We start from the raw sequence: 14,050 nt of genomic DNA on the forward strand, positions 1-14,050 counted from the left end.
TTCATGGTACGGCAGGAGATGAGCGGTACTCCTGCTCCGTCGGCCTACCGTATTCAGAGCTACCTTCCCGGAACGGCGACGGGGTTTCGATCATAACGGATCGGGACCACCTGTCCGCAGATTCGTGATCGCCATGTCCAACAGTTCCGAGCCGAGCATCCGTGCGGCCGACGAGGACCTCGTCCTCCGCTTCTGGGGCGTCCGCGGCTCGACCCCCGTCTGTGGCCCGCAATACGCCGAGTTCGGCGGGAGCACCCCGTGCATCGAGGTGCGCTGCGGCCAGCGCATGTTCATCGTCGATGCCGGCTCGGGCATCTACAATCTCGGCCAGGGCCACCGGACCGACCTGCCGCAGGAAGTCGACCTGCTCTTCAGCCACCTGCATCTCGACCACACGGCGGGGCTCCCCTTCTTCAAGCCGGCTGTCCTCGACTGCGACCGGGTGATCAACACCTATTGCGGCAATCTCGGCGGCGAATCGGCCGGTCCGACCCTCGACCGCCTGTTCGCGCCGCCGCTCTTCCCGGTTACGCTCGACAAGCTGTGCTGCACCTTCAACCACCACGGTTTCGAGGCGGGGCAGACGCTGACCTTCCCGGACGGGGCGCGGGTCGACACGATTCCGCTGAACCATCCACAGGGCTCGGTGGGCTACCGGTTCGAGCACGGCGGCCGGCGCCTGTGCCTGATCAGCGATATCGAGCACAGCGATCCCTGGCCGGACCCGGACCTCGTCCGGTTCGTCGCCGGGGCCGACCTGATGGTCTACGACGGCATGTTCACCGACGGCGAGTATCCGACCTGCCGGGGCTGGGGACATTCCACGTGGCAGAAGGGCGTCGAGCTGGCGCAGGCGGCGGGGGTGAAGGCGCTGGCCATCATCCATCTGCATCCGGCCCATTCCGACACGGCGCTGCGCGACATAGAGGCCGATCTCCAGGCCGAGATGCCCACCGCCTTCATCGCCCGGGAATGCCAGAGCATCACGGTCGGCGTCCCCCGGACGGTGAGCCGCCGGTCGGGCAGCCGCCCGGCGGTGGCGCGCGAGATGCGCCGCCGGGTCAAGGTCGCCTGATCCCGCGCGTCAGGCGGAGCGGCCGATCGAGCGGGCCTTGCGCGTCCGGCTGTACCGGCCGAAGGCGAACAGCACGAACAGGGCGATCCCGATGATCAGGATGCTCCAGCCGTAATTGCTGACGAGCTGGGCGTCGATCGGATGGCCGATGCGGCCGAGGGCGACGAGCAGTCCGAAGACGGCGATCGCCGCAGAGACAAACATCCCAACAATCATCGGAAATCCCCGGCGAATCCCGCGCGCGGTTCGGTGCGGTCGGCGAGACCGAGAAATGCGCGGGCCGGCCGGCCGTTCCCCGCGCCCGCCGCATGCGCCCCGTCCGGCGTCACCGCACGACGCATCCGCCGAACGCAGGCCGATCCGGCGCCAGGATCGGCCTCAAACCGAGATCTTCGCGCCCCGCCTGATTGCAACGCCGAGGGCCCCCGCTCTAAGTAGGCCGCGTGACGGCGCCCCGGGGCGCGCGAGGAGCCCGAGATCACGGCGATGACCGGCCAAGAGAATACGACTGCGCACACGCCTCCGGACAGCAGGCCCGCCTCCGTCGCCGCGCCGGGCCCGCTGCGCCCGCAATCCCAGCTGGTGACGATCTACGGCGGCTCGGGCTTCCTGGGACGGCACGTGGTGCGGGCACTGGCCAAGCGCGGCTACCGGATCCGCGTCGCGGTGCGCCGGCCCGACCTCGCGCTGTTCCTGCAGCCGCTGGGCAAGGTCAACCAGATCGTGGCCGTCCAGGCCAATCTCCGCTACCCGGATTCGGTCGCCCGGGCCGCCGAGCGCGCGGACGTGCTGATCAACCTCGTCGGCATCCTGCAGGAGTCCGGATCCCAGAGCTTCGCCCGGCTGCAGGTCGACGGTGCCGAGGCGATCGCCCGCGCCGCCGCCCGGCAGGGCGCGCGGATGATCCATGTCTCGGCGATCGGGGCCGATCCGGCCTCGCCGTCGCTCTACGCCCGCACCAAGGCGGAGGGCGAGGCGCGGGTCTTCGCCGCCTGCCCGGACGCGGTGGTGTTCCGGCCGTCGCTGATCTTCGGCCCCGGTGACAGCTTCTTCAACCGCTTCGCCAGTCTCGCCCGGGCGCTCCCGGTCCTGCCGCTCGCGGGGGGGCAGTCGCGCTTCCAGCCGGCCTTCGTGGGCGACGTCGCCGAGGCGATCGCCCGCGCGGTCGACGGCACCGTGCCGGGCGGCAAGGTCTACGAGCTCGGCGGCCCCGAGGTGGGCACGCTGGAGCATTTCGTGCGCTACATGCTCAAGACCATCCAGCGGAAGCGCGCCGTCGTGGACCTGCCGCTGTCGGCGGCCAAGCTCCAGGCCCGCCTGCTGGAGATCGCCGATACCCTGACCTTCGGCCTGCTGCCCGATACGCTGAAGCTCACCCGCGATCAGGTGACCCTGCTTCAGAATGACAACGTCGTCTCCGAGGCCGCCAAGGCCGAGGGCCGGACCTTCGAGGGGCTCGGAATCACGCCGACCGCCGCCGAGGCAGTGGTGCCGGGCTATCTCTGGACCTTCCGCAGGGCGGGTCAGTTCGCCACCGACCGGGACGCCGAATCCCTGTCCGAGGTGCCGGACACCATGGCCTCGAAGCCCCTGGCGGCGGGTTCGCAGCACAGGCCGAAGGCAGCCTCAGGTCCGGCGATCGGCGCCGATGCCGGCAGCTCGCCGGGGGAGAGACAGGGCAGCATGGGCGTCCGCTGGGGCACGCGGAACCCGGGCTAGGTGACAGCCCTTCTCCCGGACCGCGCGGCGGCTCCGCCCTCGAACCACGGATCGGCAGACCGATCGTGAGACGCATCCTCGTCACCGGCGCCGCAGGCTTCGTCGGCGGCCACGTCCTGCCGCTCCTGGCGCGGGCGGGCGGCCGCGTGGCCGGGATCGGGCGGGGCATGCCGCCGAGCCTGCCGGAGGGCGTCACCTACGAGGCCATCGATCTCCTGGACGAGGCCGCGCTCAGCGGCTTCGTGGCCCGCTTCCGGCCGACCGCGATCCTGCACCTCGCGGGGCTCGCCTCCGTGGCGGATTCCGCCAGCGGGCCGGCGCAGACCTGGCGGGTGAACGTCAACGGTCTGATGAACCTCGTAGCGGCGGTGGAGGCGGTGCCGGGCTGCACGTTCTTCTTCGTCAGCTCCGGCGAGGTCTACGGCAGCGCCTTCCTGGCCGGCCACGCGCTCACCGAGGATGCCGAACCCCTGCCGCGGAACACCTATGCCAGGTCGAAATGGGTCGGGGAGCAGCTGCTGCGCGACCTCCTGCCCCGGATCGGCGTGAAGCTCGTCGTCCTGCGGCCGTTCAACCATATCGGGCCGGGCCAGGACGAGCGCTTCGTCGTGGCCTCCTTCGCCGGCCAGATCGCCCGGATCGAGGCCGGGCTGGTGCCGCCCTGCCTGGAAGTCGGCAATCTCTCCTCCTACCGCGATTTCCTCGACGTGGCGGACGTGGCGAGCGCCTATGCCGATCTGATCGGCCGGGCGGAATCCCTGGCGGACGGGAGCGTGTTCAACATCAGCTCGGGCCATCCGCGGACGATCGCGAGCGTGCTCGAAGACTTGCGCGCCCGCGCGCGCGGGTCCTTCGAGATCCGGATTGCTCCCGAGCGCGTGAGGCCCGCCGAGATTCCGCTGGCCGCCGGCGATGCCGGCCGCCTCCACGCCGCCACCGGCTGGCAGCCGCGGGTCGACTGGGACGTGTCACTGACGCGGGTGCTGGACGATGCTCGCGCGCGGCTTGGGGTTTCGCGCGGCGCCGGATGAGGCGCGGGCCTCCTCTCCCGTGCGGGAGACGGGGCCCCCGCCCCGTTCTTCTTCCCTGTCGCTCGTCTTCACGTCGCCGCTACCGCACCACACCCTTCGCCACGAGCGCGTCCTGCGCCGCGTCCGAATATTCCAGCCGCTCCGCCAGGATCGCCCCGCGTGAATCGCCGAGCTTCGGCGGCATGCGGCGCACCGGCAGCCGGCGTCCGTCGAGCCGGTAGGGCGGGGCGATCACGCGGGCGTTCTCGGGGGCCTCGACCACGAGCCCGGCCTCCCGGGCCCGGTCGCAGGTCAGTGCCTCGCGCAGGCCCATCACCTCGCCACAGGGGATGCCCGCCGCCCGGAGTCGCGCGATCAGCGGCGCGCGCTCCCACTTGGCGAGCGCGGCCTCCAGCACCGGGATGAAGGCGGCGCGGTTCTTCGAGCGGTCGAGGTTGGTGGCGAAGCGCGGATCGGCGACCAAGTCCGGGCGCTCCAGGACCTGCTCGCAGAAGCGGCGGTACTGGCCGTTGTTGCCCACCGTGATCACCAGGGGACCGTCGGCGGCCTCGAACACGCCGTAAGGCACGATCGAAGGATGGGCGTTGCCGTAGCGCGGCGGGTCGATGCCCCGGGCCAGTGCCTCCAGGCCGTAATAGGAGGTCAGCGCCACGCCGCAATCGAACAGAGCGAGGTCGATGGCCTTGCCTCGCCCGGTCCGCTCCCGCTGGTACAGGGCGGCGAGCACGGCCTGGGCGGCGTACTGCCCGGTGAACAGGTCGACGGCCGCGACCCCGAACTTGAGGGGCGGTCCGCCGGCCTCGCCATTGAGCGCCATCACGCCGGATTCGCCCTGGACCACGAGGTCGTAGCCGGGCCGGCCGGCCTCCGAGCCGTCTGAAGCATAGCCGGCGATGGAGCAGTAGATCAGCCCGGAATTCTCCGCCGACAGGTCCGCGTAGCCGAGGCCGAGCTTCTCGGCCCCGCCGGTCTTGAAGTTCTGGACCAGCACGTCGCTCTCGCGGGCGAGCGCTTTCACGATCGCCAGCCCCTCCGGCGTGGCGAGATCGACGCCGATCGAGCGCTTGTTGCGGTTCACGCTGTCGAAATACGAGGTGTTGCCGGGGCTCGTCGGCACGCCCCAGTCGCGGGTGTCGTCGCCCCGCTCCGGGTGCTCGACCTTGATCACGTCGGCGCCGAGATCGCCCAGCACCTGCGCGCACCAGGGCCCCGCCAAGACGCGGGACAGGTCGAGGACGCGGATCCCGGCAAGCGGCAGGTCGTCGGAGGCGGGTTCGGCATCCATCAAAGTCATCCTCAGGCTCCCATGACGCCGTCGAGGCCGCGCACGGCTTCGATGAGTTTCGGGCGCGCCACCTCCATGAGGAAACGCGCGTCGGTGATGACGGTGGGGGCGCCGCAATTGACCGACATGGGCGGCAGGCCGCCCCCGGGATGGAAGCCCACCGCGATGGCGCAGACGGTCTCCTGCCACTCGCCGAACGAGGTGCAGCAGCCGATCTCCCGGTGCTCCACCACCGCCCGGTCGAGGCCGGCGCGCAGGGCGGGCCAGGCCACCGGGTCCAGGGCCTCCAGGTCCTCGTAGATGCTCTCGCGCTCCCGATCCGGGCAGACGGCCACGTAGGCGCGCCCCATGGCGCTGCGGGCGAGCGAAATGCGCGAGCCGGTATCGAGATTCAGCGAGATCGCCGCCGGCCCGCGCTGGCAATCGACGTAGCGCATGCTGAGCCGGTCGCGCACGCCGAGCCCCACCGAGGCGTTCGCCGCCTCCGCCACCGCCCGCAGCACCGGCCGGGCGATGGCGCGCACGTCGAGCCCGCCCAAGGCGGCCGAGCTGAGCGCGATGGTCGCCGTGCCGAGCCGGTAGCGGCCGATCTCCGGCATGTGCTGCAGGTAGCCGAGCTTGGTCAGCGTGTAGGTGAGCCGCGACACGGTGGAGCGCGGTAGCCCGCAGGTCTCGGCGATGTCGTGGTTGGCGAGGCTCGTCCGGCCCGGCCCGAAACAGGCGAGCACCGCCAGCCCCCGGGCGAGCGCCGTGACGAAGTGGCGATCCTCTTTCGCGCCGTCCCTGCCGGGTCCGGCCGCGTCGGGCTCGGGCAGCACCATCGTCTCCCCGGCCGTCATCGGCGCAGGAACGCCGCGAAGGCCGCCTGCGCCTCCGGTCCGCGGCGGAGCGCGTGGAAGACCTCTGCCTCCTCGGCGAGCGCGCGGGCGACGGCCTCCTCGTGGCCGCGGCGCAGGGCCCGCTTGGTGGCGGCGATGGAGGCTCGGGGCAGGGCGGCGAGCGACTGCGCCTTCGCCAGCGCGGTCTCCAGCGCCGTTCCCGCCGGGACGGCGACGTTGACGAGGCCGGCCGACACGGCATCGGCGGCCGTGAAGGGCTCGCCGAGCATCAGCAGCTCGGCCGCGCGCTTCGAACCCGCCACCAGCGGCAGCAGGTAGCTCGACCCGCCCTCCGGGCTGAGGCCGAGCGCCGTGAACGGCAGCCGGAACCGGGCGCCGTCCCCCGCATAGGCGAGGTCGCAGTGCAGCAGCAGCGTCGTGCCGATGCCGACCACATGGCCCTCCACCGCCGCCACGACCGGCTTCGGGCAGGCGCGTAGGGCCTTGAGGAAGGTCAGGCCGGGGCTGTCACCTCCGGTCTCGACGTCCTGAAAGTCCTTGAGGTCGTTGCCGGCGGTGAAGCAGCCGCCGGCGCCGGTGAGAACGGCGGCCCCCACGCCGTCGTCGTGAGACACGGCTTCGAAGGCGGCGGTCAGGCCCGCATAGGCGGCCCGGTCGAGGGCGTTGCGCCGCTCCGGCCGGTCGATGGTGATCAACCGGATCCCGGGCTCCGGATCGGCGATGCGGACGCTCACGGAACGGCCTCGCCCGCGTAGGCCGCCGACAGGCCGGAGACCCGCGCCCGCGCCGCCGCGTAGTCCCGGGCGAGCCGGGCGACGAGGTCGGCGGTGGCCGGCGCGTCCGCGATGGTGCCGACCCCCTGGCCGGCGCCCCAGACGTCCCGCCACGCCTTCACGCTGCCGCTGCCGAAGTTCATCGCGGTCTTGTCTCGCACGGGCAGCGCGTCGGGATCGAGCCCGGCGGCGCGGATGCTCGGCGTCAGGTAATTGCCCGGCACGCCCGTGAAGTAGGGGGTGTAGAGGATGTCGGAAGCCGCGCTGCCGGCGATCATGTCCTTGTAGGCCGGGGCGGCGTTCGCCTCGCGGGTGGCGATGAACCGCGTACCCATATAGGCGAGATCGGCCCCCATGGCCTGGGCGGCCAGGATCGCCGAACCCGAGGTGATCGCCCCCGAGAGGATCAGAGGCCCGTCGTAGAAGCGCCGGATCTCGCCGACGAGGGCGAAGGGGCTCAGCGTCCCCGCATGGCCGCCCGCGCCCGCGCAGACGAGGATCAGCCCGTCGACGCCCGCCTCCAGCGCCTTCTCGGCGTGGCGGACGTTGGTGACGTCGTGGAACACCACGCCGCCATAGGCGTGAACCGGGCGGATCACCGCGTCCGGCGCCCGCAGCGAGGTGATGATGATCGGCACCCGGTGCCGGACGCAGGCCTCGACGTCCTGGGCCAGCCGGTCGTTGGAGGCGTGGACGATCTGGTTCACCGCGAAGGGGGCGACCTTTCTCGACGGGTCCGCCGCGCGGGCCTCCGCGAGCGCGCGCGTGATTCGCGTGAGCCATTCGTCCAGCAGCTCGGCCGGCCGGGCGTTGAGCGCCGGGAACGAGCCGACCACGCCGGACAGGCACTGGGCGATCACCAGCTCCGGGCCGGAGACGATGAACATCGGCGCGCAGATCACCGGCAGGGCAAGACGTCCGCGCAGGGCCTCGGGCAGGCGTCCGGCCTGGAGCTGCTCGGGACCGTCGCTCACCGGCCGCGCCCCGCCATCGGCTGGCGCGCCGAACGGGCGCTGCCCGTCCACCCGCTCGGATCGATGCTGTGCATCGCGCTCCTCCCCTTCCCCAGCGCCCGGTCCGTCGGCGCCGCATCCGCGGCGACCGTGGCCGATCCCGCCCGGAGCGGTTTTGATGACACGGTTGGCGGAAGCCGGTCAAACGGCTCCGGTTACAGAAGTCTGCAATGCAGAACAGCGACAGGGTCCCGGAAACCGTCGCGGCGATGGCCTTGACGAGGCCGATCCGTCGACCCAACATCCCGGCCAATTGCAGACAAATATTCTGCACTGCAGAACAGGAGGAAGTCCAGGGTGGTTCGTCACGAGGTCGATGGCGGCGTGGCCGTGCTCACGCTCGCCAACCCGCCGGTCAACGCACTCGGCGCCGCGATGCGGGCGGCCCTCGACGAGGCCCTGGCGCAGGCCATCGCGGATGATTCGGTCCGGGCGGTCGTCCTGGCCGCCGAGGGCCGGGTGTTCGTGGGGGGCGCCGACATCACCGAGTTCGGCAAGCCGCAGCAGCCGCCGAGCCTGCCGGATCTGCTGGACCGGCTCGATGCCAGCCCGAAGCCCGTCGTGGCCGCCATCGGCGGCGCGGCCCTGGGCGGCGGCCTGGAATTGGCCATGGCCTGCCACGGTCGCGTGGCGGCCCCGTCGGCCAGAATCGGCCTGCCGGAGATCAAGCTCGGGATCATCCCGGGGGCGGGGGGCACGCAGCGCCTGCCCCGCCTGATCGGGCCCGACGCCGCCTTCCCGATGATGCTCACCGGCGAGCCCGTCTCCGCCGAGAAGGCTGCGGCGCTCGGGATCGTCGACGCCGTTGTGCTGGGCGACCTCGTGGCGGAGGCCCGGACCCGGGCCCTGGAACTGGCCGATTCGGGCGCGCTGCCGCGGGTGCGCGACCGGTCCGAGAAGCTCACGCCCGAGGCGCGCGACCGGTTCGAGGCGCAGGCGGCCGAGGCGGTGAAGCGCGATCCCGACGCCACCAATGTCCACGCCCTGGCGCGGGCCGTGCGCGCCGGCCTGGAGCAGGATTTCGACGCCGCCGTGGCGGTGGAGCGGGCCGAGTTCCGCACGCTGGTCGAGGATCCGCGCTCCAAGGCCCTGCGCTACGCCTTCTTCGCCGAGCGCGAGGCCGCCCGCGTTCCGGGCCTGCCGAAGGACACGCCTCGCCGCACCATCCGGACGGCGGCGGTGATCGGCGCCGGCACGATGGGCGGCGGCATCGCGATGTGCTTCGCCAATGCCGGGATTCCCGTGACAGTGATCGAGACGGAAGGCGGCGCCCTGGAGCGCGGCCTCGACCGGGTGAAAGGCCTCTATGCCGGCTCGGCCAAGCGCGGCTCGATCACCGAGGCCCAGCGCGACGAGCGGATCGGCCGGATCACCGGTGCGCTCGGCCTGGAGCACGCCGCAGAGGCCGACATCGTCATCGAGGCCGCCTTCGAAGACATGGGCGTCAAGCGCGAGATCTTCTCGGCGCTCGACCGGATCGCCAAGCCGGGCGCGATCCTGGCCACCAACACCTCCTATCTCGACGTGAACGCCATCGCGGCGGTCACGAATCGGCCGCAGGACGTTCTCGGCCTGCACTTCTTCAGCCCCGCCAACGTCATGCGCCTCGTCGAGGTGGTCCGGGCCGAGAAGACCGCCCCGGACGTGCTGGCCACCGCCCTCGACCTGGGCAAGCGCCTCAACAAGCTGCCGGTGACGGTCGGCGTCTGCTTCGGCTTCGTCGGCAACCGCATGCTGGAGCGCCGAAGCCGGGCCGGCGAGCGGCTGCTGCTCGAGGGCGCGCTGCCCCACGAGGTCGACGCCGCGGTGACCGGTTTCGGCTTCCGGATGGGGCCCTTCGCCATGGGCGATCTCGCGGGCCTCGATATCGGCTGGCGCTCGCGCAAGGATTTCGGCGGCCGGGCTCCCGTCGCCGACTCGCTCGCCGAGCAGGGCCGCTACGGCCAGAAGACCGGCCGCGGCTTCTACCTTTATCCCGACGGCGCCCGCACCGGCACGCGCGACCCTGAGGTGGAGGCGCTGATCGAGCGTGTCGCTGCCGAGCACGGCGTAACCCGCCGCAGCTTCAGTTCGGAAGAAATCATCGCGCGGCTGATGTACCCGATGGTCAACGAGGGCGCGCGGATCCTGGAGGAGGGGATCGCGGCGCGGCCCGGCGACATCGATACGATCTGGATCAACGGCTACAACTGGCCCGCCTGGCGCGGCGGTCCGATGCACTGGGCCGACAGCGTTGGTCTGAAGTCGATCGCCGAGGCGCTTGAGCGCTTCGCGGCCGAGACCGGCGACGACAGCCAAGTGCCAGCGCCGCTCCTGAGGCGCCTCGCCGCCGAGGGCGGCAGCTTCGCCGGCCTGAAGAACGCCTGAGCGGGAGAGAGATCATGACCGACGCGGTGATCGTCTCGACCGCCCGCACGCCCATCGGCAAGGCCCACCGCGGCGCGCTGAACCTCACTCGCGGCGCCGACCTCGCGGCCCACGCGATCCGCGGCGCCCTGGACCGGGCGCGCCTGGAGCCGGAGGCGGTCGAGGAGGTGGTGCTCGGCTGCGGCTATCCGGAGAACGCGACCGGCGGCAACGTCGCCCGGCACGCGGCGCTCGTGGCGGGGATCCCGGTCGAGTCGGCCGGCGTCACGGTCTCGCGCTTCTGCGCCTCAGGCCTGGAGGCGATCGCCAGCGCGGCCCGCCGGATCATCCTCGACGGCGTGCCGGTGGCGGTGGCCGGCGGCGTCGAGTCGATCAGCCTCGTCCAGCCGAAGGTGCAGCGGGAGCTGACCCGTAACGCGTGGCTGGAGGCGCACCTGCCGGCGATCTACATGCCGATGATCGAGACCGCCGACATCGTGGCGGAGCGGTACGGCATCTCCCGGGAGGCGCAGGACCAATTCGCCCTGGAGAGCCAGCGCCGGACGGCCGACGCGCAGGCGCGCGGCCTCTTCGACGACGAGATCGTCCCGATGAGCGCCGTCATGGCGGTGACCGACAAGGCCACCGGCGAGACCCGGGAGGTGGAGACGCAGCTCGCCAAGGACGAGGGCAACCGGCCCGACACGACCCTGGAGGGTCTCGCCAAGCTCAAGCCGGTACGCGGGGAGGGCGCCTTCATCACGGCGGGCAATGCCAGCCAGCTCTCGGACGGTGCCTCGGCCAGCGTGCTGATGTCGGCCGACGAGGCGGCGCGCCGGGGCCTCGAACCGCTCGGCACCTTCCGGGGCTTCGCCTCGGCGGGCTGCGGCCCGGACGAGATGGGCATCGGCCCCGTCTTCGCCGTGCCGCGACTCCTGAAGCGTCAGGGGCTGACGGTCGCCGATATCGACCTGTGGGAGCTGAACGAGGCCTTCGCGTCCCAGTCGGTCTATTGCCGCGACACGCTCGGGATCGACCCGGAGAAGGTCAACGTCAACGGCGGCGCCATCGCCATCGGCCACCCCTTCGGGATGTCGGGGGCGCGGCTCGTCGGCCACGCCCTGCTGGAGGGTCGCCGCCGCGGGGCGCGCTACGCCGTCGTGACCATGTGCGTGGCCGGCGGCCAGGGCTGCGCCGGCCTGTTCGAGATCGCCCGGAGCTGAGCCGATGGACCTGCGCTTCACCGACGCGGAAATCGCGTTCCGCGACGAGGTCCGGACCTTCTGCAGGACGGAGATCCCAGCGGAGATCCGCCGCAAGGTCTCGGAAGGCCGAAGCCTCACCAAGGACGATTACGTCACCAGCCAGCGGATCCTCAATGCCAAGGGCTGGGCGGTGCCGCACTGGCCCCAGGAATGGGGCGGCCGGGATTGGACGCCGATCCAGCGCTACATCTACACGGAGGAGCTGTTCCAGGCGGCGGTGCCGCTGCCGCAGCAGTTCAACTGCTACATGTTCGGCCCGGTGCTGGCGACCTTCGGCCGGCAGGACCAGAAGGAACGCTTCCTCCCGCGCGCGGCCAACCTCGACGATTGGTGGTGCCAGGGCTTCTCCGAACCCGGCGCCGGATCCGACCTCGCCTCGCTGAAGACCAAGGCGGTGCGCGACGGCGACCACTACGTCGTCGACGGCCAGAAGACCTGGACCACGCTCGGCCAGCATGCCGACTGGATCTTCTGCCTCGTCCGCACCGACTTCGAGGCCAAGAAGCAGCGCGGTATCTCGTTCCTGCTGATCGACATGAAGAGTCCGGGCATCACCGTGCGCCCGATTATCACCCTGGAGGGCCGGCACGAGGTCAACGAGGTCTTCTTCGACTCGGTCCGCGTGCCCGTCGAGAATCTCGTGGGCGAGGAGAACCGGGGCTGGGACTACGCCAAGTTCCTGCTCGCCAACGAGCGCACCGGCATCGCCCGGATCGGGCTCACCAAGGAGCGGATCGCCCGCATCAAGCGCCTCGCCCGCGAGATGCCGGCCGGGTCCGGCACGATGTGGGACGACCGCGACTTCCGCGCCCGGGTCGCGGAGGTGGAGATCGAGCTGAAGGCCCTGGAGATCACCCAGATGCGGGTGGCGGCCAAGCAGGGCCGGGCGGATTCGGTGGAGCCCGACCCCGCCTCCTCGCTCCTCAAGATCCGCGGCTCGCAGCTCCAGCAGGCGGCGACCGAGCTCTTGGTGCAACTCGCCGGGCCGTTCGCGCTCGCGGCTCCGGCGCGCGGGGCAGGGGCCAACAACCTGCCGGGGGGCTTTGACTGGGTCGATGCGGCGGCACCGAGTTACTTCAACAACCGCAAGGTCTCGATCTACGGCGGCTCGAACGAGATTCAGCACAACGTCATCGCCAAGGGCATTCTGGGGTTGTGAGACGATCCCGGGGCTGACGCGCGTATGAAAGGCGTAGCGATCCCGGTCGCACCTTCCCTCCCCCCTCTGCGGGGGAGGGTGGCCCCCGAAGGGGGGTCGGGAGAGGGGAGCGACGGTGCAGAACAAGGCTCCGCGCCGCGTGAAGGCCGCGCCCTCTCCGGAAGCCGGGTTCCCCTCTCCCGACCCCTGCCGACGCAGGGGCCACCCTCCCCCGCAGAGGGGGGAGGGAAAGACCTGAGGACACCACCATGGATTTCGACCTGAACGAGGACCAGTCGCTCCTGCGCGACAGCGTCGAGCGGCTCGCCGCCGATCTGTACCCGTCGCTGGAGAGCCGGCAGGCGCGACTGAAGGCGCCGCTCGGCTTCCCCGCAGAGGGCTGGGCGGCCTTCGCGGAGCTCGGCGTCACCGGCCTGCCCTTCTCTGAGGAGGAGGGCGGGCTCGGCGGCGGTCCGGTCGAGACTATGCTGGTGATGGAGGCGGTGGGCCGCAACCTCGTGGTCGAGCCGTTGCTGGCAAGCCTCGTTCTCGGCTCGACCGCCCTGCGGCTCGGCGGCAGCGCGGCGCAGAAGGAGCGGCTCGTCCCGGGCCTCGTCGCCGGCGACCTGCGCCTGACCCTCGCCCACACCGAGCGCCAATCCCGCTACGACCTCGCGGACGTGGCCACCACGGCCCGGCGCTCCGGTGACGGCTTCGTGCTGAGCGGGGCCAAAAGCGTCGTGCCCAACGCCGACGCGGCCGGGCTGATTGTGGTCTCCGCCCGCCTGTCCGGGGAGCGGCGCGACCCGAGCGGGATCGGCCTCTTCTTGGTCCCGGCCGACGCAGCCGGCGTCGCGATCGAGGCCTATCCGACCCAGGATGGCGGCCGAGCCGCGGAAGTGTCCTTCTCGGAGGTGCAGCTCCCGGCCGACGCGGCGCTGGGCGATCCGGAAGGCGGCCTGCCGCTCCTGGAGCGGGTGGTGGAGCACGGCATCGCGGCGCTGGCCGCCGAGGCGGTCGGCTCCATGGACGCGCTCCACAAGTTGACCGTGGAGTACCTCAAGACCCGCAAGCAGTTCGGCGTCAGCGTCGGCTCGTTCCAGGCGCTCCAGCACCGGGCCGTGGACATGCTGATCCAGCTGGAACAGGCCCGCTCGATGGCGCTCTACGCCGCCATGATGGTGGACACGGCGGATGCGACGGCGCGCGCGGCGGCCCTGTCGGCCGTGAAGGTGCAGATCAACAAGGCCTGCCGATATGTCGGCCAGGAGGCGGTTCAGCTCCACGGCGGCATCGGCATGACCATGGAGTATCTCGGCGCCCACCACTTCAAGCGGCTCGCCATGATCGAGTACCAGTTCGGCGACACCGCCCATCACCTGCGGCGGATCACGCAGGACGAGAACGGGCTGCTGGCAGCCTGAAGGCAGGAGACCTCTTTCCAACCCACGCCCTCATCCTGAGGTGCTGCGAAGCAGCCTCGAAGGAGGGCTCCAGGGATCGTGCGGCCGGCCGGAGGCTTCCTTCGAGGCCTCCGCTGCGCGCCGGCGCCTCAGGATGAGGGCG

12 protein-coding genes are annotated in these 14,050 nt (G+C 71.5%); 7 read left to right on the top strand and 5 right to left on the bottom strand.

Translation table 11 applies throughout. The features are described from left to right. Positions 1-133 precede the first annotated feature (133 nt). The gene (locus ACYCO6_RS12990; RefSeq protein WP_459772171.1) at positions 134-1,075 is read left to right on the top strand and encodes an MBL fold metallo-hydrolase; all 942 of its coding nucleotides are present in this window, start codon (positions 134-136) and stop codon (positions 1,073-1,075) included. A 9-nt stretch (positions 1,076-1,084) separates the two neighbouring features. On the opposite strand, the gene ACYCO6_RS12995 is transcribed toward ACYCO6_RS12990, so the two are convergent. Beyond that, entirely contained in the window at positions 1,085-1,279 is a 195-nt protein-coding gene (locus ACYCO6_RS12995; RefSeq protein ID WP_459772172.1) for a hypothetical protein, read from the bottom strand. Positions 1,280-1,561: 282 nt separating this feature from the next. Between ACYCO6_RS12995 and ACYCO6_RS13000 the strand changes: the two genes are divergently transcribed. Both ACYCO6_RS13000 and ACYCO6_RS13005 read left to right on the top strand, forming a co-directional pair. Beyond that, entirely contained in the window at positions 1,562-2,794 is a 1,233-nt protein-coding gene (locus ACYCO6_RS13000; RefSeq protein WP_459772173.1) for a complex I NDUFA9 subunit family protein, read from the top strand. Positions 2,795-2,859: 65 nt separating this feature from the next. Next, complete coding sequence (locus ACYCO6_RS13005) at positions 2,860-3,825, top strand: NAD-dependent epimerase/dehydratase family protein (protein WP_459772174.1); 966 nt, start codon at positions 2,860-2,862, stop codon at positions 3,823-3,825. Between the two features lie 79 nt (positions 3,826-3,904). Here ACYCO6_RS13005 and ACYCO6_RS13010 read toward each other — a convergent pair whose 3' ends face one another. The 4 genes from ACYCO6_RS13010 to ACYCO6_RS13025 are packed head-to-tail and all read right to left on the bottom strand — an operon-like array spanning position 3,905 to position 7,696. Then, the gene (locus ACYCO6_RS13010; RefSeq protein ID WP_459772175.1) at positions 3,905-5,110 is read right to left on the bottom strand and encodes a CaiB/BaiF CoA transferase family protein; all 1,206 of its coding nucleotides are present in this window, start codon (positions 5,108-5,110) and stop codon (positions 3,905-3,907) included. An 11-nt stretch (positions 5,111-5,121) separates the two neighbouring features. Beyond that, positions 5,122-5,931, bottom strand: coding sequence for an IclR family transcriptional regulator (locus tag ACYCO6_RS13015; RefSeq protein WP_459772176.1), 810 nt, complete (start codon positions 5,929-5,931; stop codon positions 5,122-5,124). Positions 5,932-5,945: 14 nt separating this feature from the next. Continuing rightward, a complete protein-coding gene (locus ACYCO6_RS13020; protein WP_459772177.1) occupies positions 5,946-6,683 on the bottom strand; it encodes an enoyl-CoA hydratase/isomerase family protein in 738 nt (245 codons plus the stop codon). Further along, complete coding sequence (locus ACYCO6_RS13025) at positions 6,680-7,696, bottom strand: NAD(P)H-dependent flavin oxidoreductase (RefSeq protein ID WP_459772178.1); 1,017 nt, start codon at positions 7,694-7,696, stop codon at positions 6,680-6,682. Before ACYCO6_RS13025 ends, ACYCO6_RS13020 begins: the two co-directional genes overlap by 4 nt. 336 nt (positions 7,697-8,032) lie before the next feature. On the opposite strand from ACYCO6_RS13025, the gene ACYCO6_RS13030 reads away from it, so the two are divergent. From ACYCO6_RS13030 to ACYCO6_RS13045, 4 genes are all read left to right on the top strand, one after another. Next, entirely contained in the window at positions 8,033-10,102 is a 2,070-nt protein-coding gene (locus ACYCO6_RS13030) for a 3-hydroxyacyl-CoA dehydrogenase NAD-binding domain-containing protein (protein WP_459772179.1), read from the top strand. Between the two features lie 14 nt (positions 10,103-10,116). Continuing rightward, complete coding sequence (locus ACYCO6_RS13035) at positions 10,117-11,304, top strand: acetyl-CoA C-acyltransferase (protein WP_459772180.1); 1,188 nt, start codon at positions 10,117-10,119, stop codon at positions 11,302-11,304. A gap of 4 nt (positions 11,305-11,308) precedes the next feature. Next, on the top strand, positions 11,309-12,505 hold the full coding sequence (locus ACYCO6_RS13040) for an acyl-CoA dehydrogenase family protein (RefSeq protein ID WP_459772181.1): 1,197 nt from the start codon (positions 11,309-11,311) through the stop codon (positions 12,503-12,505). Positions 12,506-12,753: 248 nt separating this feature from the next. Then, positions 12,754-13,908, top strand: a complete 1,155-nt coding sequence (locus ACYCO6_RS13045) for an acyl-CoA dehydrogenase family protein (protein WP_459772182.1) — start codon at positions 12,754-12,756, stop codon at positions 13,906-13,908. The last annotated feature ends 142 nt before the right edge of the window (positions 13,909-14,050 follow it).

Source organism: Methylobacterium sp. CM6257 (assembly GCF_054611515.1).